This is a genomic window from Halobacillus litoralis, from assembly GCF_020524025.1.
In the GTDB taxonomy this organism is placed as follows: Bacteria; Bacillota; Bacilli; order Bacillales; family Halobacillaceae; genus Halobacillus; species Halobacillus litoralis_D.
This window is the reverse complement of record NZ_JAIVKN010000001.1, coordinates 1,023,639-1,047,104: the sequence shown is the minus strand read 5'-3', so window position 1 is coordinate 1,047,104 and position 23,466 is coordinate 1,023,639. Positions and strand designations below refer to the sequence as shown.

The following is a 23,466-nucleotide window of genomic DNA, read 5'->3' as shown; positions in this document are numbered from 1 at the left end:
AAGCTGTGCATAGGGGAAAAGGGATGAAATTTGTTGGTGACTCCAGGGTTACCGCAGAACAAAAAGCCAATTTACCAAAAGACTATTCAGAATACCCAGGACGGACGGAAGCCTTTTGGCCGAACTTCTTACTGAAGGAATGGCTCGTAGGATCTGTATTTTTAATCGGGTTCTTAATCCTGACTGCTGCTCACCCATCACCATTAGAGCAACAGGCTGATCCGAACAACGCAGGTTATATTCCATTGCCTGACTGGTATTTCCTATTTCTGTATCAATTTCTAAAATACCAATTTGCCGGAGGAGATTATATCGTCCTTGGTGCAATTGTCATGCCTGGTCTTGCCTTTGGCGCTTTATTGCTTGCACCATTTTTGGATCGCGGTCCAGAGCGTCGTCCTCATAAACGTCCGATTGCCGTTGGACTTATGCTTATAGGCTTTGTAGCCACTTTTTGGCTGACTTATGAATCTGTAACACACGCAGATTACGAAATGCGGGCTGAGAAGTACGGAGTTAACGTTGAGGCTGTTGAATCTACGATAGATAAATCAGCACCAGGATACGCGATTTATGAAGCAAACTGTCTGAACTGTCACGGTGATGCGCTTCAAGGACAAGGGAACTACCCTTCTTTAATCGAAGCAGATGTCACAGTTGATCAGGTGAAGGATATTGCTGTTAATGGTAAGGGTGCCATGCCTGCAGGGATCTTTGGTGGTACAGATGAAGAACTTCAGCAATTGGCTGAATTTGTTGCTTCCGCCGGCAGTGAAGGTGGAGGTAGTTCAGAAGAAGGATCTTCCGGTGAAGGTTCAGAAGAAGGATCTTCCGGTGAAGGTTCAGAAGAAGGATCTTCCGGTGAAGGTTCAGAAGAAGGATCTTCCGGTGAAGGTTCAGAAGAAGGATCTTCCGGCGAAGGTTCAGAAGAAGGATCTTCCAGTGAAGGTTCAGAAGAAGGGTCTTCCGGCGAAGGTTCAGAAGAAGGGTCTTCCGGCGAAGGTTCAGAAGAGGGATCTTCCAGTGAAGGCTCAGAAGAAGGATCTTCTAACGAAAATTCAGAAGAATAATATCATACTTAATCATCTTAAGCCGCGCTTAAACAAGCGCGGCTTCATTTATATTAGGAGGCCATTTGAGAGAATGAAAGAGACAATTGCCTACATATTAACCAATCGCACATTTCTAATCCTGCTTTTTGTTATCAACTTACTCGGAACCATATATGGTTACATTTGGTATGAACCACAACTGACTGTAACAGACCCTGTTTTTTTGATCTTTGTACCTGACAGTCCTACAGCAAGCCTATTTTTCACTATATTTCTTGGCTTTTTTATATTTGGCAGAAATGTGCCTTACATTGAAGCACTAGCGGTCATTACATTGTTGAAATATGGCGTATGGGCAGTAGTTATGAATGGACTGACTTTTATGGAATATGGATACCTGCCGTGGACAGGATATATGCTTGTAGTATCACATGGAGCAATGGCAGTTCAAGGTCTTCTGTATACACCCTACTATAAAATCAGGGTCCGTCATCTGGTTGTTGCTGCTATTTGGACACTCCATAATGACGTAATTGATTATGTGTTTGAGCAGATGCCAGTTTATCCGGCTATTTTAGATCATATGGCTGAAATCGGCTATTTTACTTTTTGGTTGAGTATACTCTGTATCTGGATTGCTTATTTACTTACAAGGAAAAACAATGAAACGGTATAAACCTTCCTTTTATCTCATAAAAATGAACTAATACATTGAAATGAGAGGGGAGAAGTGAAATGGGACGGGCAATCCTGATTTTTATATGTTCCCTAATTTTCACGCTCGGACCGCTTAGCCTTACAGAAGGGTGGGCTGAGAAACCCCCGAATGAATGGGAGACATTTGTGAACCATTACCGTTCTCTTGTCGTAGATGGGAAGGAAGAATTAGCCCGCCGGATGCTGGATCAACGATCAGCAGATATAGAAGAATATGTACAAACACTCTCAGAACGAGACCAGGAGATATGGAGCCGTCTAATCCAAACAGATGGAAAAGCGATGGAAGAGAGTGGTGTTGAATCTGCCTTAACCTTCTTAGAAGCGGTATCTTCAGAAGATCGAGTCTTATTTCTGAAAGGTAAGGTAAATGAGCTTACTTATTTAGTGAAAATGTCAGAACCAGAGAACTTTCTTGTTCAATGGGAAATCATTCGTCCAACATTATCCCGCTTTTCTGATCAGCAGGAGATAATGTTTACGGAACAGATGATCCATCAATATACTATTCAAAATTCAGAGATGACTCAGAATCGATTGATCGAACAATTGAATCTTTTAGTGAAAGAAGAAGAAGCGGATGCTATTATTTGGACTATACTAACAGTGGGTGGCTCGATTTTGTTAACTTTAGTTTATGTTGGAGGAAAGAAATATCGGGCACGTTCAATAATTAGACACAGGTTAAAGGATGGTAACAGTTGATTTTATTAAACATTTTGACTAAAATTGACCTAAGTAACCATTCTCAACATGGAGGAATGCAAGATGAGTTTTATTATTTATATGGCTTTGATTATCATTATCCCTCTCTGGGCGCAATCGAAAGTGAAATCAACGTACAAGAAATATTCGAAAGTACCTACTTCTTCATCCATGACAGGGGCTGAGGTAGCTAGAAAAATATTAGATGACAATGGGCTGTATAATGTTGTTGTTGAAGAAATTCGTGGACACTTAACAGACCATTATGATCCTCGATCCAAAGTGATTCGCTTGTCTTCAGGCATTTACCATGGCCGTTCAACGGCTGGAGCTGCTGTTGCAGCCCATGAAGTCGGGCACGCTATTCAGGATGCACAAGACTATGCTTTCCTAAGATTTCGAAGTGCTCTTGTCCCAGTAGCAAGTTTTGGGTCTAACATTTCTATCTTTTTAATTATCGGTGGGTTCTTATTGAACATGATGGGCCTTGCTTTAGTCGGCATCGTCTTTTTCTCTGCAGCAGTACTGTTCCAACTGATTACTCTGCCGGTAGAGTTCGATGCATCAAATCGCGCTATGGCGCAGCTTGTATCGACTGGAGTCATTAGAAATGATGAGGAGCGTAAAACGAAGAAAGTGTTGAATGCAGCTGCCATGACTTATGTTGCAGGTGCGTTGGTCGCTCTTGCTGAACTATTGCGTTTTATCTTTATGTTTACAGGAATGAACGAAGAATAAGAGTAAACCCCTCGATTTAGATCGAGGGGTTTATTTTTGTTCCTATTCCGGTTGAATAATAGGGTTCAGCAAAAAAGGGAATCATGATTCATATAAAAACCTTTTGAACATCCCACTTCCCTGGCTGGCGAGCTACTGACCACTTATATTTATTCAAGGGGATTTTTGTTCTCATCCAGGGTGAACCCTTCCCCCATAACGTCATGCACATGGCTTACAGCTACAAAAGCATGGGGGTCAATATCCTGAATGATCGCCTTCAAACGTACAATTTCATTTTTACCAATTACACAGTAAAGAACATCTCTACTTGTACCAGAGAATGATCCGCGTCCCTCAAGAACGGTTACTCCGCGGTCCATTTCCCTCATAACCCGACTTGATATCTCTTCGCTTTTCTCCGAAATAATGGTCGTGCCTCTAGCTGCATAGGCACCTTCTTGTATAAAGTCGATGACACGAGCACCAACAAATACAGCGACAAGAGTATACATTCCTCTTGTATACTCTAAGTAAGTAATGATGGATACTAAAATAACGAGGGCATCAAAGGCAAACATCGCACGCCCCATGCTCCACCCTAAGTACTTATTTATTAAACGGGCAATAATATCGACGCCGCCGGTCGTCCCCCCATACCGGAAGATGATTCCAAGGCCTACTCCGATAAACACTCCTGCAAATAAGGCAGCAAGAGTTAAATCAGAAGCTAAATCAAATTCAATCATGTACCGCTGGGATAAAGCGATAAATACAGATACAGCTATTATTCCAATAAGTGAGTACAAAAATGTTGTACGGCCGAGAATTTTCCACCCTATAATCAATACAGGGATATTAAGGACAATATTCATAACAGCAGGGTCCCAACCAAATAAGTATAAGAATAGCAGCGTGATACCCGTGAACCCGCCTTCTCCTAATTCGTTCTGGATATTAAAATGGACAAGGCCGAATGAAAAGATGGCGGATCCGATTAATATTAATAGTATGTTTTTCACTCTTAACCCGAAGACCTTCATAAAGTCACCTCCAAATGTCATTCACATAAATTCCATTATAGAGGTTAGAACAACAAGCAGCAATATAGAAAAAAAGCAGAAATTTAATAAAATAAACGAAAAAATTTGTCAAACGTTCACCTTTTGGCTACCATTTATATAGAAGATTTGAATGAAACGAGGGATTACCTATGAATTACACAACCGAAGATATACAAAAACGTGTAGACGATTACATATCACAATTTAAAGAAGGATACTTTTCTCCGTTAAGCCTTCAGGCAAGGCTGACCGAAGAAGTTGGAGAAATGGCGAGAGAGATTAATCATAGATACGGTGAGAAACCCAAAAAGTCCACGGAAAAGGATAAAGCTCTTGAGGAAGAGCTGGGTGATGTTATTTTCGTGCTGACTTGTTTTGCTAACTCACTGGATATTGATTTATCTGAGGCGTTTGAAATGTCAATGAAGAAGATTGAGACAAGAGACAAAGACCGATGGACAAGAAAAGAGGAGGAATAGACTATGAATAGTATTAAGGTGATTGTGGCAGGACCACGTGGTAAAATGGGGACAGAAGCCCTTCGAATGATAAAGAATCAGTCTTCATTGACGTTGGCGGCATGTATTGACCGCAAAAACGATGGGATGAATATTATCGACATAGATGGTCTTCCCGATTTGGATGCTCCAATTTATACAGATGCCTTTACCTGTTTAAATGATGTAGAGGCGGATGTACTCATTGACTTAACAACACCTGAAAATGGTTATAAACACACAAAACTGGCTTTGGAACATGGAGTGCGTCCGGTTGTCGGTACAACCGGCTTTACTGCAGAGCAACTTCAGGAATTGACAACAAAGGCCGCAGAAAAAGAATTAGGGGCTGTTATTGCACCAAATTTTGCTATTGGTGCGGTTTTAATGATGCAGTTTTCCAAATGGGCAGCCAAGCATTTTCCTGATGTTGAAATAATTGAAAAGCACCACGATCAAAAACTGGACGCTCCATCTGGAACGGCCCTGAAAACCGCCGAGCTTATTAAGGAAGTCCGTCAGCCGCATAAACAAGGTCACGAAGAAGAGAAAGAGACAATCCAAGGAGCACGAGGTGCAGATGAAGATGGTATGAGGATTCACAGTATGCGTCTTCCTGGTCTTGTTGCCCATCAGGAAGTGATCTTCGGCGGACTTGGTGAAACGTTGACCATCAAACACGATTCTATTCATAGAGAATCATTTATGAGCGGAGTTAAGCTTGCAGCAGAAAAAGTAATGGAACTTGATGTACTTGTATATGGCTTAGAGCACCTACTTGACTGAAAAGGGAGAGACCATTGATGAATATTGCACTTATTGCGCACGACAAAAAGAAAGAAAGTATTATACGCTTTGCAAAGAAGCATTACGACATATTGTCAAAGCATGATCTTTTTGCTACAGGTACAACAGGGATGAGAATCGCTGATGAAGCTAACCTGAAAGTTACACGTTTTCAATCAGGCCCTCTTGGAGGTGACCAGCAAATCGGAGCTAGAATTGCTGCTGAGGATATGCAGATGGTCATTTTCTTCAGAGATCCTTTAACGGCTCAACCCCATGAACCTGATATCACAGCACTGTTAAGGTTATGTGATGTACATCAGATCCCTGTAGCTACTAATCAAACGGGTGCAGAAATTATGGTGAAAGCTCTAAATCACAAAGATTTTCAATGGAAGAACATCATAGAAGAGAACAGAAACCAGGAGTGAAATAATTATGGCTAAGATAGGTATTACCTGTTACCCGACCGTGGGAGGGTCAGGCGTCATTGCGACAGAACTTGGGAAATTATTAGCGGAAAAAGGACATGAGATTCATTTTGTTGCTTCTCAAGTTCCTTTTCGGTTAAATCGTGTATACCCGAATATTTATTATCATGAAGTGGAAGTCAGCAGTTATCCGGTTTTTCAGCATCCTCCTTATGACCTGGCACTGGCAGCTAAAATGGCTGATGTGATCAATAGAGAGGAACTGGATATTTTGCATGTCCACTATGCGATGCCCCATGCAATCTGCGCTATTTTAGCCAAACAGATGTGTAATAGGGATGTTAAAATCATAACGACTCTACACGGAACAGATATCACAGTGCTCGGTATCGATACTAGCCTTAAAGAAATGATTAAGTTTGGTATAGAGCAGTCCGATCGAGTGACAGCCGTCTCTCATAGTCTTGTTTCTCAAACAAAAAATATGTTACATACAGATCGTGACATCGATGTCATCTACAATTTTGTAGATGAAAGAGAGTACCACAGAAAAGACAATCAGCATTTGAAAGATCATTATGGTATAAATGAAGAAGATTCTGTTCTTATTCATATATCCAATTTCCGAAAAGTAAAAAGAGTCACAGATGTCATCCAGACGTTTGCTAAAGTGAGAGAGGACATGCCGGCAAAGCTGCTCCTTGTCGGGGACGGCCCTGAATATTCGGAGTGCTATCAACTGGTACAGGACTTAAACCTTGAAGAAGATGTCCTGTTTCTTGGGAAGCAGGAGAATGTCAGTGATCTGCTCTCTATCTCTGATTTGAAACTTCTTTTGTCTGAGAAAGAAAGCTTTGGACTGGTACTTTTAGAAGCGATGGCCTGCGGTGTTCCATGTATTGGTGCAAACGTTGGCGGTATCCCTGAGGTCATTGATCATGGAGAAACAGGTTTTATCTCAGAGCTTGGAAATGTGGAACAAACCGCGTATTTTGCCAAAAATATTTTACAGGATAAAAGTCTACATCAAACTATGTCTGAACAGGCAAAAAGAGTAGTTCATGATAAATTTGCTACACGTACAATCTTAAATGAATACGAAGACCTCTATGGACAGGTGCTGGGATATGACGTTTAATACGGTTTTTAAATATGCGCTAGAGGTAATCGGGAAAATTGAGAACGCAGGAGGAGAAGCGTATATTGTAGGTGGCTCTGTTCGGGATTATTTAAGCGGGCATTCCGTGGGTGATATTGATATTGCGACCTCAGAGCCTCCAGCTCGTATACAAGAAATCTTTGAGAAAGTCATACCAGTCGGGATTGAACATGGTACGGTTATTGTTCGTCATGAATCAAATTCTTATGAAGTGACCACATACAGGACGGAAAAGGGGTATGAAGACTTCCGCCGTCCTGATGAAGTAACGTTTGTTCGTGACATCAAACTGGACCTTGCTCGAAGAGACTTTACGATGAATGCAATAGCTATGAATCGACAGGGACAAGTTGTCGACCCTTATGAAGGACAGCAGGCGATAAAACATCAAGTGATATGTGCGGTCGGTGATCCCTTTGAGAGATTTAAAGAAGATCCATTAAGGATGATGCGGGCGGTTCGTTTTGTAAGTCAGTTGGGGTATGATGTTGTGCATGAAACAAAGGAAGCCCTTTCCTCACAGGCTGAATTGCTGCAACATATTTCAATTGAAAGAATTGCAATGGAAACACAGAAATTGTTCGCTGGGGAAAACTATAAAAAAGCCTTGGATTTACTCTGTGAAACAGGGTTGCAAAAGTATCTGCCTGTATTAAACTCGATGCTGTCTGAGCGTTCCTATCCTGAACAAAGTTTGAAATCATGGCATGAGATTATATCCTTTTTCATACAGAGGTGCCCGGAGTGCTCGATTGATCGGTTTGTGAAATTATGGAAATTATCGAACCGAACAAAGAAACAGGCAGAACAATTATGTAAAGCCTTGAAAAGGTATGAAAAAGCTCAGAAAGTGACACCATGGCTTGTATATCAGTTACCCGAGGAACTGTTTCATCCATTCGTCAGAGTGTGTACAGCTCTCGGAATGGACAAGGAGGAATTTTCATCCTCTTTGTGGGGGGTGAAAGACAACCTTCCTATCCAGACTTCAAAAGAAATGGCTTTTCAAGCCAGACATTTAATAGCTCTTTACCCAAATCGCCAAAAAGGCCCTTGGATCTCAGAGATTATGGAGCAGATTGAACAAGGGATTGTACAATTACAAGTAGAGAACGACTATGAAAAGATAAAGGAATGGATTAAAACATGGAATCCACCCGAAAACAGTTAATTGAAGTAATGAACAACCAGGAAGGACACGTTTCTGGTCAGGAACTCTCAGAGCTCTTAAACATATCCAGAACCGCTGTCTGGAAACATATGAATGATTTAAAAAAAGACGGATATGAAATTGAGGCTGTCCAGAAGAAAGGATATAAAATTCTTTCATATCCAGATAAAGTCAGTGGAAATACCCTTCAGTGGGGTCTTAATACAAAGTGGATCGGACACCAGCTCTTTCACTACGATCAAGTAGAATCCACTCAGGAAATTGTTCATCAAATGGCCAAGCAGGGCAAGCCTCATGGAACGGTTGTTGTTGCTGATGAGCAGATAAAAGGAAAAGGTCGTATGGCAAGAGGCTGGGACTCACCTAAAGGGAAGGGGATCTGGCTGAGTCTTTTGCTAAGACCTAATCTCCCACCTGTACAAGCACCACAACTTACTCTATTAGCAGCTACCGTTCTTGCGAAAATGATTGATGAACGCTCGGCATTAAACCCTCAAATAAAGTGGCCGAATGACCTCCTGGTAGGCCATAAGAAAGTTTCAGGAATCCTTACTGAAATGCAGGCCGAACAAGATTCCATCCAATACATCGTTTTAGGTATTGGTATGAATGTCAATCAGAGCGAAGCAGAAATACCTGAGGATATTAAATATAAAGCTTCTTCGTTAAAGATAGAGTCAGGTGAAACCTGGAATATACAAGAGACGATTCAGCATCTTCTCCGTCTTTTCGAGCAGTCTTATGATCATTATGAACGACATGGTTTCGCATCAGTTAAAAAGGATTGGGAAGATTATGGCTATCGTATTGGGGAAGAAGTGACCATATCAACAATGAGAAATACCTGGAAAGCCAGTCTTGTTGGAATTGAACCTGATGGCGCATTGATCGCAAGAAACCTGCAGGGCAAAGAAGAGAAGCTGTATTCTGCAGAAATACATTGGGGAGAGGGAGGATACCATGCTTAACAAACACCACTTTCAACGCATGAAAGAAGAACAAGAAAAGATTGCGATGATTACAAGTTATGATTTTCCATCTGCTAAAATGGCGGAAGCAGCAAAAGCAGACATGATTCTTATCGGTGACAGTCTGGGGATGACTGTGCTCGGTTATGATTCTACTATTCCTGTTACATTAGATGACATGATTCATCACGGAAAAGCCGTGCAGCGCGGGGCAGCAGATACATTTAAAGTGATTGATATGCCGTTTATGTCCTATCATATCTCTATAGAAGAATCACTTAAAAATGCTCAAAAACTCTTTCAGGAAACGGGATCCCAAGCTGTCAAACTGGAGGGAAGCGGCGAAGTTGGTGTAATCATGCAGAAACTCGTCCATTCAGGAATACCAGTGGTTGGACATATCGGTCTCACTCCACAATCCGTGAACGTCCTGGGCGGATATAAAGTGCAGGGAAAAGACCCGAAAGCAGCCCAGCGCCTGATGGACGAAGCCTTGGAAATCGAATCAGCTGGTGCTATGGCTCTGGTGCTTGAATGTGTACCTCGTCAGTTGGCAGAGAAGATTACCAGTGAACTTTCCATTCCAACCATTGGAATTGGAGCTGGAGCAGAGTGTGATGGACAAGTCCTCGTCTATCACGATTTACTAAAATATGGCGTAGAACGTATTCCGAAATTCGCAAAATCCTACATAGACAGCAACCACATGCTCGGCGAAGCCGTTCAGTCTTATGTGAATGACGTGAAAAGCGGAGCATTTCCTGAAGAGAGGCACACCTTTACAATGGATGTGTCAGGATTACCAGAAAAGTAAGGGGAAGGATTATGGAAGTACTAAAGAACATCGATAAAGTACAAAACATAGTTTCAAAGCAGCTGAGAGATGGGAAAACCATTGGCTTTGTACCAACAATGGGGTATCTACATGAAGGGCATATCCGCCTTATTAAGGAAGCTAGGAAAGAGAATGATTTCATCATCTTAAGTATATTTGTGAATCCTCTTCAATTCGGCGAAGGAGAAGACCTGGATACCTATCCTCGGGATGAGGAACATGATCGAAGGATGGCTGAAGAAAATGGTGTAGACCTTATTTTCCTTCCTTCAAAAGAGACGATGTATCCGGGACCTTTATCGATAGAGATGGCGGTGACTAAACGGACTGATGTACTTTGTGGCAGAAGCCGCCCCGGTCATTTTGAAGGGGTAGTCACTGTGCTGACAAAATTATTTAACATTATAAGACCTGATCGTGTGTATTTTGGTATGAAAGATGCCCAGCAGGTCGCTGTAGTTGACGCCCTTATTCATGATTATAACTTCCCAATAAAACTCGTAGCTGTGCCGACAGTAAGAGAAAAGGACGGACTTGCGAAAAGCAGCCGGAATGTTAATCTTTCTACTGATGAACGAAAGGAAGCCCCCTTTATTCAACAAGCTTTGTTAACGGGGGTACAGCTGATGAAGGATGGGAAGAAACTTCCTGAAGAGATTATGGACGCAGTCAGAAAGTTTCTTGAAAGCAAAACTCATGGTAATATAGACTATATTGAATTATTGTCTTATCCAGAGTTAGAATCTGTTCAGACTATCAATCAGCCTGTCATACTAGCGGTCGCTGTATATTATAAAAAGGTCAGGCTGATTGATAATATTGTTTTTGATCAAAATGGAGAAATCATAAAAGGATGACTGGCAGGGGGGAACATCAATGTTTCGAACAATGATGAAAGCTAAAATACATCGCGCTCGTGTGACTGAAGCAAATTTAAATTATGTAGGCAGTGTGACCATTGATCAGGATCTTTTAGACCAAGTGGGGATTTTACCTCATGAGAAAGTACAGATTGTAAATAACAACAATGGAGAACGGTTGGAAACTTACGTCATCTCCGGAGAACGGGGGAGCGGGGTCATTTGTTTAAACGGGGCAGCAGCGCGTCTCGTTCAACCTGATGATATCGTAATCATCGTTTCTTATGCGATGCTGGATGAAGCTGAATTGGCAGATTTTCGTCCGAAGATTGCCTTAATAGATGAACAAAATCGAGTAGAAAAAATCATTGAAGAGGAACCGCCTCTCACAGCACTGCCTCTTTAATGTAGGGCAACTAGCAAAAAGGGGAAAGGATCTGTGCCTGTCATTTTTAAAGGCAGGATCCTTCCTTTTTGTGGTGAAAGTAGGGATAACATGAAGACATTTGCAATTGTAGATTTAGAAACAACCGGAAATGCAGCCTCTAAAGGGGACCGGATCATAGAAATTGGCATCGTAATTATGAAGGAAGATGGCGAGGTAATCAAAGAATTTTCTTCTTTAGTTTATCCGGAGAGAGAGATTCCGCCATTCATCACTTCTCTTACAGGTATTAAAGAGGACGATGTCATGAACGCTCCATTATTTACAGAGATTGTTGAGGATATTTATCCTCTTTTCCGACAAGCTTATATCGTCGCTCATAACATCGAGTTTGATCTCGGTTTTTTAAACGATGAATTAACCCGTTGCGGGTACCAACCCCTACATAACCCAATAATTGATACCGTTGAGTTTGCGAGAATCATGCTTCCGACATCCCCTACATTTAAGTTGGGACAGTTGGCTGAGCGTCTGGATATGGGGCATGATCGTCCTCACCGCGCACTTTCTGATGCTCAAGTAACAGCTGACCTGCTTCGTTATTTACTAAAAGAATTTAAGGCACTGCCGGAACGTACGCTGTCACATTTATTAAAAGTTGAATCAAAACTGAAAAGTGACCTTCGACCGTTTATTGAGTCCAGTATTGATAACAAACGGTATAGTCGTCAATACGAAAGCGATATAGAAATTCACCATGGCTTGGCTGTCAGAAGACAGCAGAAGGAAAAGAAAAAAACAAAAGAGAAACTTCCTCCTTTTAAAGATTGGGAGTCTCATGTTTACGAAACCGACAGCGGGCTGAAATCACTAGTAGAGAATTTTGAAACCCGAAAAGGGCAGAGAGATATGACATCTAAGGTGCATGAAGCCTTTCAAATGAAAAAGCATGCAGTGATCGAAGCAGGAACAGGAACGGGCAAATCAGTCGCCTACTTACTTGCTTCTGCCTATAAAGCCATGGAAACAGGCTGCCGTGTAGTTATAACGACCCATACGACAAGTTTGCAAAAACAATTGCTTGAAGAGGAAATTCCAAAAGTGGAGCGGATGTTTCCAAGACCTATAAAAGCAGTTCTTTACAAGGGAAAAGGGCATTATATAAGCCTCATTCACTTCCATTATGAATTGGAAAATTCTTATCAAGACAATTATGATATTGCTTTGACGAAGGCGATGATCCTTATTTGGCTGACGAAGACAAAAACGGGGGACGTGGATGAAATACAGCTCCCTTCTAATGGGCGTCAATTCTGGCATAAAGTCAGTGCTGAACAGTCTACGAAAACGATCCAGCTTGGGTATATAGATGATTCTTTTTATCAGTGGGCCCAGCAAAAAGCAATGCAGGCTGATCTTGTCATCACGAATCATGCTTTGTTCTGTATGGATATTATGAGAGAAGATTCGTCCATACCTGACTATGAGCATGTTGTCATAGATGAAGCACACCACCTGGAATCTGTAGCCAGCCGCTACTTTGGCGTACGTATGAACTATCGGGAGCTTCAGAGGTATTTGACCCAGTTCGGAGAGATGACTCATAAAAGTTTATATCGAAACTGGAAGCTTTCCAAAGATTTTTATACCAGCCTGAATAAAGCCCAGCATGCGATTGATGAAGCAAAGGAAGAGTTGAGTCATTTATCGAGATATATTTTTCAAAATGTAAAAAAACAAAGCCGTAAAGGAAAAGGGAAAAGTGATGTCGGGAGAATACAACTGGTGCTAAAACCGAGTGAAATGCCTGCTTTTATGACTACAGCTAAAGAAATGTCCTACCGTTTCCTATCTTCTATGCAGAAACTTATCCATCAAATGGAGGGGATAGAAGGAGAATTGAAAAGGCTGCTGACGTTAAAAGAAGATCATGGCATACCGATTCTTATTTCCAGACTGGATACACAAAAGAAAGTGTGTGAAAAAATCCGGGCACAGTTGATTCATTATTTTGATTTAACACGTGATGAAGAAGTGAAATGGATTGAAATTGAAGGAGAAGGTGCTGCTAATTCCATCTATCTTTTCAGCGAACCCTATAATATTGCTCAGCTATTACGTCATCAATTATTCCAAGTGAAAGATAGTGTGATATTAACAAGCGGAACACTTTCAACCAATAATTCTTTCACATACATCCGCGAATCTCTTGGACTTATCCATTCTGAAAGAACTTTGGAATTATTGATTCCTTCACCCTATCAATACGATAAACAGGTCCAGGTCATGGTTCCGAATGATTTTCCTAATATAAAAAATGAGCCGGAAGCTTACATTGAAGCCCTAAGTGAAGCCATTTATTCTGTAGCCCAAGTAACAAAAGGCAGAATGCTTGTTCTTTTCACATCTTATGAAATGCTTAGAAACACCTATACACTGCTGAAAGAGTTTATTGATCCAGAAGAATTCATGATCTTTGCTCAAGGAATTTCCAGCGGAAGCAGGGATCGGCTGAAGAAGAATTTCCAATCTTTTGATCAGGCTATTCTACTTGGAACCAGTTCATTTTGGGAAGGGGTGGACATTCCAGGAGACGATTTATCCTGCCTTATGATGGTACGTCTTCCTTTCCAACCACCGGATCAACCTATACAGTCGATACGTAATGACAGGATGAAAAAGGAAGGCAGGAACGCCTTTATGGAAAAGGCTCTTCCCCATGCGATTATTCGATTTAAACAGGGGTTTGGTCGTTTAATTCGAAGCAGCAGTGACCGTGGAATAGTATTTATTTGTGATCAGCGGCTTATGGAAGCGCGTTACGGTAAATATTTCCTATCCTCTTTGCCGGATGTGCCCGTTTCGTATCAATCAACGAGGAAGTTGATGAACCAAATCGAGGATTGGCTGTAATTTATAAAGAAGGGGCTGGACGGACCTGTTATAATAAGAGACGGGTTTTCCAACCAGTCCCTTAATAATATGGAGGTTTTATGGATGCAAAGTAAAATTGAAACCCTGTCGACTGTCAGAATCCAGAAAACGGATGATCTCTATAAAGTTGTCGATACACTAAACCGTACGCTGAAAGAAAATAACTTAATGTTTGGATTGTCTTTGGATGATGACGATGCTGAAACCGCAGTCTTCACCATATACCGTACCTAGGTGGGCGAAGTGGGCGATCAGCTCCTTCGTAGTCCTGCTTGTCCTATGTATGATCCTTTCTGTATGGGTGTATTTGGATGTTAACCAGGACCGTACCGCAGGGCATGAAGAAGCAGCCAAGCTTGCTGAAGCAGAGTCCGGGATCACCACTGTAGATGAAGTTTCTACATACCATGGAGAATCTGAAGTATTCGTCGTACAAGGCAGCACAACAGAAGGAGAGTCTTCTCTTGTTTTTATAAATGATAAGAAAACAAAAGTTCTCGATGTTGTAGATATAAGCAATGTATTACCTGAAAAAGAGCTGAAAACACAGTGGAGTAACAGTTGTTCTTCTTGTACATTTAAAGGTGTAAACATAGGTTATGAAGAAGATGAACCCGTTTATGAGATCACTTATATTGATAGTCAAGATCGTTACGTACTCGATTATTTCACATTAACGGGCGAGGCCTTTGATCAACGCTTTGCCTTCAGACAAAACAATTAGAGGAGTGAGGTTCATGCAACTAGCACAACGCGTAAAATCTCTAACACCATCCACTACACTAGCCATCACAGCCAAAGCAAAAGCACTTAAAGCAGAAGGGCATGATGTCATTGGATTAGGTGCTGGAGAACCAGACTTCAATACACCGTCCTATATTCTAGATGCGGCCAAAAGGGCGATGGATGAAGGAAAGACGAAATATACACCCGCCGGAGGAATTCCAGAGCTTAAAAACAGCATTACAGCTAAACTTGAACGAGACCAGGGTTTAACTTATACGAATGAACAAATCATCGTAACTACAGGTGCCAAACATGCACTTTACACTTTGTTCCAAGTCATGCTGGATGAAGGGGATGAAGTCATTGTACCTGCTCCTTACTGGGTGAGCTATCCAGAGCAGATCAAGTTGGCACAGGGAAAACCGGTCTTCGTTTCAGCAGAGGAATCCAATGATTTTAAAATCACTCCAGATCAACTAAGGCAGGCAATAACTTCAAATACGAAAGCAGTCATTATTAATTCCCCTAGTAACCCGACTGGAATGATGTATTCTAAAGAAGAGTTGAAAGCTCTCGGGGATGTCTGTATAGAACATGATGTCATGATTGTTTCTGATGAAATTTATGAAAAGTTAATATATACAGATGAAGACCATGTTTCTATTGCTCAGATCTCTGATGAATTGTACAATCATACCGTTATCATTAATGGAGTATCTAAGTCCCACTCTATGACAGGATGGCGAATTGGGTTTGCAGCCGGGCCAAAAGCTGTTATTAAAGCGATGTCCAATATGGCTTCTCATTCGACTTCAAATCCTACATCAATAGCCCAATATGCAGCTCTGGCTGCTTACACAGGATCTGAAGAAAAAGTAACAGAAATGAAAGAAGCCTTTAAAGAGCGTCTTGATGTGCTCCACCAAAGACTCATTGATATTCCAGGCATCGAGTGTGCCAAACCATCCGGCGCTTTCTATTTATTTCCAAACGTTAAAAAAGCAGTCGAGAGCGGCGGCTTTGAAGATGTGGATTCATGGGTGAAAGCATTATTAGATGAAGAAAAGGTGGCGCTGGTCCCGGGCTCTGGTTTTGGAAGCCCGGAGAATGTACGTCTATCTTATGCTACATCCTTAGAACAGCTGGAAAAAGCTGCAGACCGAATTAAGCGGTTTGTTGAAAATCATCAATCATAAAGCAATGTTGGAGGAATTACTTTGAAAACAACGATTAAAGAAGCAGCTAAATACGTAGGAGAAGAAGTGACGATTGGAGCTTGGATAAGCAATAAGCGTTCAAGTGGTAAAATTGCATTTCTTCAGCTTCGTGACGGAACAGGGTTCATGCAGGGAATTGTGGTTAAAGCCGAAATTGGGGAAGATAAATTCCAGGATGCTAAGGCCTTAACACAGGAAACATCTCTATTTGTAACAGGAGTAATTGTAGAAGATACAAGGTCTCCGCTTGGCTATGAAATGCAGGTAAAGGATTTCGAGGTCATTCACGAAGCCGTCGATTATCCAATTACACCAAAAGAACACGGTCCGGAGTTTTTGATGGATCACCGTCATTTATGGCTTCGTTCTAAGCGTCAGCACGCAGTTATGAAAGTACGTAATGAAATCATTCGTGCAACGTATGAGTTCTTTAATGAAAATGGCTATGTTAAAATTGATCCGCCAATTTTGACAGGTTCTTCTGCTGAAGGAACAACCGAGCTTTTCCATACGAAATATTTTGATGAAGATGCCTACTTATCTCAAAGTGGCCAGCTTTACATGGAAGCAGCAGCTATGGCTTTTGGACGCGTGTTTAGTTTTGGTCCGACATTCCGTGCCGAAAAGTCTAAAACGCGCCGTCACCTCATTGAATTCTGGATGATTGAGCCTGAGATGGCATTTATGGATCATGCCGATAGTTTAGAGGTTCAAGAGCAGTACGTTTCTCATGTGGTTCAGTCTGTATTGAAGAATTGTAAGATTGAACTGGACGCGCTTGGCCGCGATACAGAGAAACTGGAGAAAATCCAGGCTCCATTCCCACGCATCAGCTACGATGATGCTATTCAGTTGTTGAAAGATAAAGGGTTTGATGATATCGAATGGGGCGAAGACTTTGGTGCTCCTCATGAAACAGCGATTGCTGAAAGTTATGACAAACCGGTCTTTATCACAAACTATCCAGCAGATATTAAGGCGTTTTACATGAAGCCTGACCCGGAGCGTCCGGAAGTTGTTCTTTGTGCAGACTTGATAGCACCTGAAGGATATGGCGAAATTATTGGAGGATCCCAACGGATCGATGATTTAGAATTGATGCAGAAGCGCTATGAAGAGCATGATCTTACTGGTGATGCATATAAATGGTATTTACAACTGCGTGAATACGGAAGCGTCCCACATTCCGGTTTCGGATTAGGTCTGGAGCGTACAGTCGCTTGGATCTCTGGGGTGGAACACGTTCGCGAAACCATTCCATTCCCACGTTTATTAAACCGACTTTATCCATGATGAAGAATCATGAAGATGAAAAACACCGATGTATCGCCTTTGGCGTATCGGTGTTTTTCATTCATTAATCATTCAAGCAGAATGGAGGGATTAATTTGGCTAAGTATCAAAGCTTTCAAGACATCCTGGATAACCAAATGGTCGTTCCAAAACAACTGTTGACAAACTATCAACAATTAAAGATTAATGAAACAGAACTTGTAATGTTGCTGCAAATTCATCGTTTTCGCTCAGAAGGGAACGGATTTCCTACTCCAGAAGAACTTGCCAATCATTTATCAATTTCATCGCAGGAATGCTCCCGGGTATTAAGAAGTCTGATACAGAAGCGCTTAATGACCATTGAGCAGAATCATAATGAAAACCAGGTATTGAATGAAAGTTATTCACTGGAGCCGCTATGGGAAAAACTTTTTGCCGTGACCCCGGTGAGAACAACAACTGATACAAAATACGATGAGAATATTTTTCCATTATTTGAACAGGAGTTTGGTCGTCCTTTATCACCGTTTGAAATTGAAACCATTAATATTTGGCTCGATGAAGATGAGCAGACGCCTGCTCTTATTAAAGCTGCTTTACGAGAAGCCGTTTTGATGAGTAAATTAAACTTTAAATATATTGACCGTATTCTTGGGGAATGGAAACGTAAAGGTGTCCAGACGGTTGAGCAGGCGAGGGAACAAGGGAAGCAGTTCCGACAAGGACAGCAAGGTTCCAAAAGTCCAAAGCAGGAAAGGAAAAAACGAGATATTTCCTTATATTATAACTGGCTTGAGGAGGATTCATAAACTGTTATCATGCTGAATAAAACGCAGATTCGTTATTGTTTAGATCGACTTGAAGAAATGTTTCCAGAAGCTGACTGTGAGCTGAATCACAGCAACCCTTTTGAGTTGTTAGTAGCTGTTGTACTATCTGCTCAGGCAACAGATGCCTTAGTGAACAAAGTAACGCCGCAGCTTTTTGAAAAGTATAAAACACCTGAAGATTATGTGAATGTCCCTCTGGAAGAACTTCAACAGGACATCAGAAGAATTGGGTTATTTAGAAATAAAGCGAAAAATATTCAAAAACTATCCCAAACGTTAATAGAGAAACATGACGGGAATGTTCCTTCAACCAAAAAGGAGCTGGAGAATCTTGCCGGTGTTGGAAGAAAGACAGCGAATGTTGTTGCATCCGTGGCTTTTGGTGAACCGGCTATTGCCGTGGATACTCATGTCGAACGGGTATCCAAACGTCTCGGCATCTGCCGGTGGAAGGATTCTGTATTGGAAGTCGAAAAAACGCTGATGCGTAAAGTACCTGTAGAAGAGTGGAGTGTTACTCATCATCGCATGATCTTTTTTGGCCGCTACCACTGTAAAGCTCAGCGCCCAAACTGTGAAGAATGTCCTTTATTATCGTTGTGCCGAGAAGGGCAGAAGCGAATGAAAAAGAAAGAATTGAAATAAAAAGAACGCCCATACATTTGTATGGGCGTTCTTTTTATTTAGGCTGCGCTGTCGTCTTGTTCTTCTCCTGAATCGTCGGAAGGAGGCTGTTCTTCAGAGCCATCAGTGCTGGGTTCACTATTCCCCTCCGTACTTCCATCGCTTTCGCCGGTATTATTTCCTTCCGGATTTTCTTCTTCCTGGGTGTCACCGTTTCCTTCTCCACTGTTTCCGTTGCCACCGTTGTTATTATTTTCATTTCCGTTACCATTATTGTTTTCGGCATTATTTTCATCATTGTTTCCATTGTTGTCACTATTGTCTTCTTCACCATTTTGATCTTCAGAACCTTGCTCTCCTTGATCTTCTCCTTCATTTTCAGCGTCCTCCTCCGGCTGTTCTTCTAGTGCGCCTGGAGTTTGAACCTGAACGCTTGCTGGATCACTGTTTTCAGCGTCTCCATTATCACTAATCGCTACAACAGAGAAATTATAACTAGCAGCAGGGTCCACGTTAGTAATTTCAATATTTGTATCTTTGGTGGTTGTTAACTGCCTGCTTTCACTTCCATTGATTGAAGCCGCAATGCGGAATGTAATTCCGTCAGTGTTTCCATATTTCCATTTCAAATCAATACTTGAAGTGTCCTGGTTAAACGTGCCGGAAAGTGACTGCACAGGATTGAGTTTTTGATAGACCTGTGATACTTTTGAAGGCTGATTGTCAACATGGAACAATTCTGTAACAATCCGGCTGGAAGGTGTAAACTCACTTGGAAGGCGCGCAGGATTCGATCCTTCCTCCACATCTACCCAAACAACGGAATCGGGTTTTTTGAAGTCTGATGTATCGACTCCTTGTGAGATACGTGTCATCAGCGGTTTAAATATTTGCTTTGGAATGTCTTTCGCGCTGTCTGATAACCCTCTTTTATTATCTTCTCCATATCCAGTCCAGATAGATATTGTAAAGTTCGTTGTATATCCACTGAACCAGGAGTCAGGTGCCACATTTTCAAAGTTTGTGGTGCCGGTTTTACCAGCTTCTGGTAAACCGGGAATATTTGCTGCACGACCTGATCCTTCGCTCATCGTGGTTTGCAGCATATTTGAAATCATAAACGCTGTATAACTATTCATAGCAGAATGCGGTTCAGGTTTAAGGTCAACCGTACCTTCACCGGGAACCTCTACTTTTTCTACAGTATAGGGTTCAATATACACACCTTCGTTTCCAAATGCAGCATAAGCTCCTGCAAGCTGCAGTGGGTTCACTCCGGTACTCCCGCCTCCAATGGCGTCATTTAGAATTAAGCCTTTATCGTCAAATTCGATACCAAGGCCTTCAGCAAACTTCTGGGCTTTGTCAACGCCAACATCTTCCAACGTTTTAATTGCTGGAATATTTAAGGAACGAGAGAGAGCATAGCGCGCCGAGACCATGCCTCTAAATTTGTTATCAAAGTTACTTGGACTCCAGTCTCCAAAGTTTGTCTCCTCATCATTGATTTGGTGATAAGTAGAAATTTTGTTGTACTGGATTGCGGGTCCGTAGGCTGTAATTGGTTTAAAAGTTGAGCCTGGTTGACGGTTGATGTCAGTCGCAAAGTTAAATCCTTCTTTCTGATAATTGCGCCCACCACCGATTGCTTTCACTGCACCTGTTTGAGTGTCTGTTACAGCTAACCCGGTTTCTAATTCATTGTCCGGCCATGGAATAGGTCCTTCATTGCTTAGTAACTGCTGGACATACTCCTGAGCGTCAGTATCTAGAGTAGTGTGAATGGTTAATCCATCGCGATAGATGTCAGCACCATCCATTTTTTCCTCTACTTCTTTAGCTACTTGATCAATAAACGCCTGATAGGGAGTTGCTTTTTCTGGCTGCCTTTCAATTAACATATCTTCTATTTTTACGTTTCGCGCTTCATTGGCTTCTTCTTCAGTGATTTTTCCATGCTGAACCATCAGGCTGAGAACGGTGTTCATCCGGTCTTTCGCCAAGTCTGGATTTTCAAACGGCATGTAACCACTTGGACGCTGGGGAAGACCAGCAAGTAGAGCTGCCTCTGGTAAAGTCAATTCACTGAGGTCTTTCTTACCAAAGTAAGTTTCAGCTGCTTCAGCTACGCCGTAAGCACCCGCTCCATAATAAATTTTATTTAAATACATTTCCAAAATTTCTTTTTTCGTATATTCCTGGTCCAGCTTAATGGCTAAATATTGTTCCTGCACTTTCCGCTTAATGGTTTTATCTGTACTTAAGAAAGATTCTTTAACTACCTGCTGAGTAATGGTACTTGCTCCCTCTGCACCAAAACCGCCGGTAATGTTGGCAAGAACTGCGCCGCCAATCCGGCGGAAATCAATTCCAATATGATTATAAAAACGGACGTCTTCTGTTGCCAGAACGGCATCTTCGAGAACAGGAGGGATATCATCGTAAGTGATTTTAGTCCTTCGTTCATCACCAGCAAGGTCCGCCACTAATTCTCCGTCTTCGTCTAATACTTTCGATGAAAAAGGATCTGATAATTTCGATTCATCTAACTCTGGAGCCGAAGCCATATAATAAGCGAATAAGGCACCGACACCCAGCATCAGGACAATTCCGATGGTTAAGAGTGTCATGAAAATTTTCTTGAATTTTGATGTGCTTTTTTTCTTGCTAGATTGCATCTGCTTTCTTCTTGCTGTACGTGACTGGCTATCGTTGGCCATTTTACCTTTCCTCCATTTCAGAAATAAAGCTTATCAAGAGTTTTGGCATAATCAATTCTTGCCTGATAATGAAAGGGAATGCGAGTGCCCTTTTCCATTATATAAGAATAAGGAATTGACTTTCTGCCTCCATTCCATTGATCATCCCAGTAAGTAAAAAGCATAGGAGAAGGGAGGAGATAGACCTCCTCTAATGGAGAAAATTTTACAATAAGAAAACTAATTCCTCCATGTGATACTACTGCCTTCATATGATCGACCTGGTGCTGGTGGACATTACTGAGAGGAAACGATGTTTTATTCTTCGTTTCTTTAGCTTCAAAATCAATGTATTTACCACGGTAAACTCCATTAAAGTCTGTAGTAGACGCCTGTTTAAAGTAAGCTTCTTTGATGACTGCAGCGCTACGCTTAGGATAATCAACGTTTACAATTTGAACCGGCGTAGGCTTTTTATGGACTACAGCAATTCCTGCCTCAAGATAATATTCATTTGTAAGATTAATATCTTCTTCTAATGACATTCCACGGTTACTAAAATCCGGTTTCGTCTTTTTCTGGGGCGTTGGATTCTGGGTGAATCTCCGCTTCCCATTAGGGTAATTCAATCGCGTTCCCTCCCTATAGCCATGAGAGTATCATAACAAAATTTCATGTCTAAGGATATATATAAATGGTTCAATTCTAATAGACGTATGAACAACCGGAAAGTTTCATCTTTTTAAAATTTCGACAAATATCCTATTGAAAGCAGGGATTGAGTATATAAATCAGTCGTTCATAGCTCTTCGGAGGAAAAGCTTTTTTTATGAGGATAAAAAAAGCTGCTGCTATAAACAATAGCAACAGCTTTCAAACACTTAGGTAGCCGGGCGGTTTTCACCAGCTAATTTGGGATTATCTGTCTTGGCTGGTTCTGGTTTTTTCTTTTTCTTTTCTTTCTTTTTAGCCATATCGCATGCTCCTTTATGTCGAAGTTTAAGGTATACATTGACTTGTTTTGTTGCTTTACTTCTAGTCTTGTCATTCGTAAAGGAGTTATGCACGAAGAGAAGAATTATTTATATACCATATAAAGGGGGAGATGGGAATGATGAAAAACAGCGTCGTCACACCTGAAGAATTTGAGGAACAGCTGGCACAACTGCAAAAGAAATTCTCTCTACTTGAACGCCGGCTTTCCTTAAAGGCTGATGAAATTGTGTTTACAATGACGATCTCTCACAGAAAAGAAGTGGATGAACTAAAAGATGAAGTTTTCTTAATGAGAGATGAATTGAAAAAAATGAAGCGCGAGCGCCGTAATGAATATTTAGGTAAAGTTGCCCAGCAGGCTAAACGGAGATCTGTCGGTTAATTATATTGAAGGTATTAATTCCCACATGATACAGTATAGAGAGAAAGGTGTGGGAACTATGTCTTTAAAGCAGCATACAGAAGAGATGAAACAGCTCATTGATCAGCAGCACATTCGCTTTTTAAATACAGAAGGTCCAGTTGATAAAAAAAGCCATGAATTTTTCTCACAGGTAAAGAATGAAACAGCTCCTATGTTTGAGTTGAATAATGCCTGGATGGAAGAAGCAGAAGCCTTTGTGAAGAATAGAAAAGCTCGTGTCCACCCAAATCAGGTGAAATCAACACACGAAAACATGGAGATGATTATTCTTCACAGCTACTATCTTGATGTCCCTCGTAAACGGTTTAAAGAATTGTATCAGTCCTCTCATTATGTACTGGATATGATCTTAAGTGACCTTGAACAACAATAAAAAAAGCTCCCTTTTCAGGGA

24 protein-coding genes and 1 pseudogene are annotated in these 23,466 nt (G+C 41.4%); 22 read left to right on the top strand and 3 right to left on the bottom strand.

Features of this window, described 5'->3' with window-relative positions; genetic code table 11:
- Positions 1–5 precede the first annotated feature (5 nt).
- The 4 genes and pseudogenes from LC036_RS05515 to LC036_RS05500 all read left to right on the top strand — a co-directional run.
- A pseudogene (locus LC036_RS05515) lies at positions 6–776 on the top strand (c-type cytochrome); the annotation flags it as partial.
- A 367-nt stretch (positions 777–1,143) separates the two neighbouring features.
- Positions 1,144–1,728, top strand: coding sequence for a DUF1405 domain-containing protein (locus LC036_RS05510; RefSeq protein WP_226579301.1), 585 nt, complete (start codon positions 1,144–1,146; stop codon positions 1,726–1,728).
- Between the two features lie 59 nt (positions 1,729–1,787).
- The gene (locus tag LC036_RS05505) at positions 1,788–2,474 is read left to right on the top strand and encodes a sporulation protein YpjB (RefSeq protein WP_226579298.1); all 687 of its coding nucleotides are present in this window, start codon (positions 1,788–1,790) and stop codon (positions 2,472–2,474) included.
- Between the two features lie 63 nt (positions 2,475–2,537).
- Positions 2,538–3,212, top strand: a complete 675-nt coding sequence (locus LC036_RS05500) for a zinc metallopeptidase (protein ID WP_226579295.1) — start codon at positions 2,538–2,540, stop codon at positions 3,210–3,212.
- A gap of 149 nt (positions 3,213–3,361) precedes the next feature.
- Here the strand turns inward: LC036_RS05500 and LC036_RS05495 are convergent, their stop codons facing one another.
- Entirely contained in the window at positions 3,362–4,234 is an 873-nt protein-coding gene (locus LC036_RS05495; RefSeq protein ID WP_226579293.1) for a YitT family protein, read from the bottom strand.
- A gap of 170 nt (positions 4,235–4,404) precedes the next feature.
- Here LC036_RS05495 and LC036_RS05490 point away from each other — a divergent pair, with 170 nt between their 5' ends.
- From LC036_RS05490 to nth, 16 genes are all read left to right on the top strand, one after another.
- On the top strand, positions 4,405–4,734 hold the full coding sequence (locus LC036_RS05490; protein WP_226579290.1) for a nucleotide pyrophosphohydrolase: 330 nt from the start codon (positions 4,405–4,407) through the stop codon (positions 4,732–4,734).
- A gap of 3 nt (positions 4,735–4,737) precedes the next feature.
- Positions 4,738–5,538, top strand: coding sequence for a 4-hydroxy-tetrahydrodipicolinate reductase (dapB, locus tag LC036_RS05485; RefSeq protein WP_226579287.1), 801 nt, complete (start codon positions 4,738–4,740; stop codon positions 5,536–5,538).
- A 17-nt stretch (positions 5,539–5,555) separates the two neighbouring features.
- The gene (gene mgsA / locus LC036_RS05480; RefSeq protein ID WP_226579285.1) at positions 5,556–5,969 is read left to right on the top strand and encodes a methylglyoxal synthase; all 414 of its coding nucleotides are present in this window, start codon (positions 5,556–5,558) and stop codon (positions 5,967–5,969) included.
- A 7-nt stretch (positions 5,970–5,976) separates the two neighbouring features.
- Positions 5,977–7,107, top strand: a complete 1,131-nt coding sequence (bshA, locus tag LC036_RS05475) for an N-acetyl-alpha-D-glucosaminyl L-malate synthase BshA (RefSeq protein ID WP_226579282.1) — start codon at positions 5,977–5,979, stop codon at positions 7,105–7,107.
- On the top strand, positions 7,097–8,299 hold the full coding sequence (locus tag LC036_RS05470; RefSeq protein WP_226579279.1) for a CCA tRNA nucleotidyltransferase: 1,203 nt from the start codon (positions 7,097–7,099) through the stop codon (positions 8,297–8,299). The genes bshA and LC036_RS05470 overlap by 11 nt, the downstream gene beginning before the upstream one ends.
- The gene (locus LC036_RS05465) at positions 8,275–9,267 is read left to right on the top strand and encodes a biotin--[acetyl-CoA-carboxylase] ligase (protein ID WP_226579276.1); all 993 of its coding nucleotides are present in this window, start codon (positions 8,275–8,277) and stop codon (positions 9,265–9,267) included. The genes LC036_RS05470 and LC036_RS05465 overlap by 25 nt, the downstream gene beginning before the upstream one ends.
- A complete protein-coding gene (panB, locus tag LC036_RS05460) occupies positions 9,260–10,081 on the top strand; it encodes a 3-methyl-2-oxobutanoate hydroxymethyltransferase (protein ID WP_226579273.1) in 822 nt (273 codons plus the stop codon). The genes LC036_RS05465 and panB overlap by 8 nt, the downstream gene beginning before the upstream one ends.
- Positions 10,082–10,092: 11 nt before the next feature.
- Positions 10,093–10,959, top strand: a complete 867-nt coding sequence (gene panC / locus LC036_RS05455) for a pantoate--beta-alanine ligase (RefSeq protein ID WP_226579269.1) — start codon at positions 10,093–10,095, stop codon at positions 10,957–10,959.
- A 19-nt stretch (positions 10,960–10,978) separates the two neighbouring features.
- Positions 10,979–11,368: an aspartate 1-decarboxylase gene (panD, locus tag LC036_RS05450; RefSeq protein ID WP_226579266.1), complete on the top strand. Its 390-nt coding sequence runs from the start codon at positions 10,979–10,981 to the stop codon at positions 11,366–11,368.
- 90 nt (positions 11,369–11,458) lie between these two features.
- Positions 11,459–14,260 (top strand): ATP-dependent DNA helicase DinG, encoded by a 2,802-nt coding sequence (gene dinG / locus LC036_RS05445; RefSeq protein ID WP_226579263.1) that lies wholly within the window; start codon positions 11,459–11,461, stop codon positions 14,258–14,260.
- An 84-nt stretch (positions 14,261–14,344) separates the two neighbouring features.
- Positions 14,345–14,515 (top strand): YpmA family protein, encoded by a 171-nt coding sequence (locus LC036_RS05440; protein ID WP_226579260.1) that lies wholly within the window; start codon positions 14,345–14,347, stop codon positions 14,513–14,515.
- Positions 14,478–15,005, top strand: coding sequence for a DUF5590 domain-containing protein (locus LC036_RS05435; protein ID WP_226579257.1), 528 nt, complete (start codon positions 14,478–14,480; stop codon positions 15,003–15,005). The genes LC036_RS05440 and LC036_RS05435 overlap by 38 nt, the downstream gene beginning before the upstream one ends.
- A 13-nt stretch (positions 15,006–15,018) precedes the next feature.
- The gene (locus LC036_RS05430) at positions 15,019–16,203 is read left to right on the top strand and encodes a pyridoxal phosphate-dependent aminotransferase (RefSeq protein WP_226579255.1); all 1,185 of its coding nucleotides are present in this window, start codon (positions 15,019–15,021) and stop codon (positions 16,201–16,203) included.
- A 21-nt stretch (positions 16,204–16,224) separates the two neighbouring features.
- A complete protein-coding gene (gene asnS / locus LC036_RS05425) occupies positions 16,225–17,517 on the top strand; it encodes an asparagine--tRNA ligase (RefSeq protein ID WP_226579253.1) in 1,293 nt (430 codons plus the stop codon).
- 95 nt (positions 17,518–17,612) lie between these two features.
- A complete protein-coding gene (locus LC036_RS05420) occupies positions 17,613–18,308 on the top strand; it encodes a DnaD domain-containing protein (RefSeq protein WP_226579251.1) in 696 nt (231 codons plus the stop codon).
- 9 nt (positions 18,309–18,317) lie between these two features.
- Positions 18,318–18,974, top strand: a complete 657-nt coding sequence (gene nth, locus LC036_RS05415; RefSeq protein ID WP_226579249.1) for an endonuclease III — start codon at positions 18,318–18,320, stop codon at positions 18,972–18,974.
- 38 nt (positions 18,975–19,012) lie between these two features.
- On the opposite strand, the gene LC036_RS05410 is transcribed toward nth, so the two are convergent.
- Positions 19,013–21,673 carry a PBP1A family penicillin-binding protein gene (locus LC036_RS05410; RefSeq protein ID WP_226579247.1) on the bottom strand — a complete coding sequence of 887 codons (2,661 nt, stop codon included), beginning with the start codon at positions 21,671–21,673 and terminating at the stop codon, positions 19,013–19,015.
- Positions 21,674–21,690: 17 nt separating this feature from the next.
- Entirely contained in the window at positions 21,691–22,281 is a 591-nt protein-coding gene (recU, locus tag LC036_RS05405) for a Holliday junction resolvase RecU (RefSeq protein ID WP_226579245.1), read from the bottom strand.
- A 482-nt stretch (positions 22,282–22,763) separates the two neighbouring features.
- On the opposite strand from recU, the gene LC036_RS05400 reads away from it, so the two are divergent.
- Both LC036_RS05400 and LC036_RS05395 read left to right on the top strand, forming a co-directional pair.
- Positions 22,764–23,030 (top strand): hypothetical protein, encoded by a 267-nt coding sequence (locus LC036_RS05400; protein WP_226579242.1) that lies wholly within the window; start codon positions 22,764–22,766, stop codon positions 23,028–23,030.
- A gap of 58 nt (positions 23,031–23,088) precedes the next feature.
- On the top strand, positions 23,089–23,445 hold the full coding sequence (locus LC036_RS05395) for a YppE family protein (RefSeq protein ID WP_226579239.1): 357 nt from the start codon (positions 23,089–23,091) through the stop codon (positions 23,443–23,445).
- Positions 23,446–23,466 lie beyond the last annotated feature (21 nt).

Excerpts from the sequence above, each read along its gene's own strand:
- LC036_RS05465 (WP_226579276.1), top strand. The coding sequence starts at position 8,275 with ATGGAATCCACCCGAAAACAGTTAATTGAAGTAATGAACAACCAGGAA.
- panC (WP_226579269.1), top strand. The coding sequence starts at position 10,093 with ATGGAAGTACTAAAGAACATCGATAAAGTACAAAACATAGTTTCAAAG.
- panB (WP_226579273.1), top strand. The coding sequence starts at position 9,260 with ATGCTTAACAAACACCACTTTCAACGCATGAAAGAAGAACAAGAAAAG.
- mgsA (WP_226579285.1), top strand. The coding sequence starts at position 5,556 with ATGAATATTGCACTTATTGCGCACGACAAAAAGAAAGAAAGTATTATA.
- bshA (WP_226579282.1), top strand. The coding sequence starts at position 5,977 with ATGGCTAAGATAGGTATTACCTGTTACCCGACCGTGGGAGGGTCAGGC.
- panD (WP_226579266.1), top strand. The coding sequence starts at position 10,979 with ATGTTTCGAACAATGATGAAAGCTAAAATACATCGCGCTCGTGTGACT.
- dinG (WP_226579263.1), top strand. The coding sequence starts at position 11,459 with ATGAAGACATTTGCAATTGTAGATTTAGAAACAACCGGAAATGCAGCC.
- LC036_RS05400 (WP_226579242.1), top strand. The coding sequence starts at position 22,764 with ATGATGAAAAACAGCGTCGTCACACCTGAAGAATTTGAGGAACAGCTG.
- LC036_RS05490 (WP_226579290.1), top strand. The coding sequence starts at position 4,405 with ATGAATTACACAACCGAAGATATACAAAAACGTGTAGACGATTACATA.
- LC036_RS05505 (WP_226579298.1), top strand. The coding sequence starts at position 1,788 with ATGGGACGGGCAATCCTGATTTTTATATGTTCCCTAATTTTCACGCTC.
- dapB (WP_226579287.1), top strand. The coding sequence starts at position 4,738 with ATGAATAGTATTAAGGTGATTGTGGCAGGACCACGTGGTAAAATGGGG.
- LC036_RS05500 (WP_226579295.1), top strand. The coding sequence starts at position 2,538 with ATGAGTTTTATTATTTATATGGCTTTGATTATCATTATCCCTCTCTGG.
- nth (WP_226579249.1), top strand. The coding sequence starts at position 18,318 with ATGCTGAATAAAACGCAGATTCGTTATTGTTTAGATCGACTTGAAGAA.
- LC036_RS05430 (WP_226579255.1), top strand. The coding sequence starts at position 15,019 with ATGCAACTAGCACAACGCGTAAAATCTCTAACACCATCCACTACACTA.
- LC036_RS05395 (WP_226579239.1), top strand. The coding sequence starts at position 23,089 with ATGTCTTTAAAGCAGCATACAGAAGAGATGAAACAGCTCATTGATCAG.
- LC036_RS05510 (WP_226579301.1), top strand. The coding sequence starts at position 1,144 with ATGAAAGAGACAATTGCCTACATATTAACCAATCGCACATTTCTAATC.
- LC036_RS05435 (WP_226579257.1), top strand. The coding sequence starts at position 14,478 with ATGCTGAAACCGCAGTCTTCACCATATACCGTACCTAGGTGGGCGAAG.
- LC036_RS05495 (WP_226579293.1), bottom strand. The coding sequence starts at position 4,234 with ATGAAGGTCTTCGGGTTAAGAGTGAAAAACATACTATTAATATTAATC.
- LC036_RS05440 (WP_226579260.1), top strand. The coding sequence starts at position 14,345 with ATGCAAAGTAAAATTGAAACCCTGTCGACTGTCAGAATCCAGAAAACG.
- LC036_RS05410 (WP_226579247.1), bottom strand. The coding sequence starts at position 21,673 with ATGGCCAACGATAGCCAGTCACGTACAGCAAGAAGAAAGCAGATGCAA.
- LC036_RS05470 (WP_226579279.1), top strand. The coding sequence starts at position 7,097 with ATGACGTTTAATACGGTTTTTAAATATGCGCTAGAGGTAATCGGGAAA.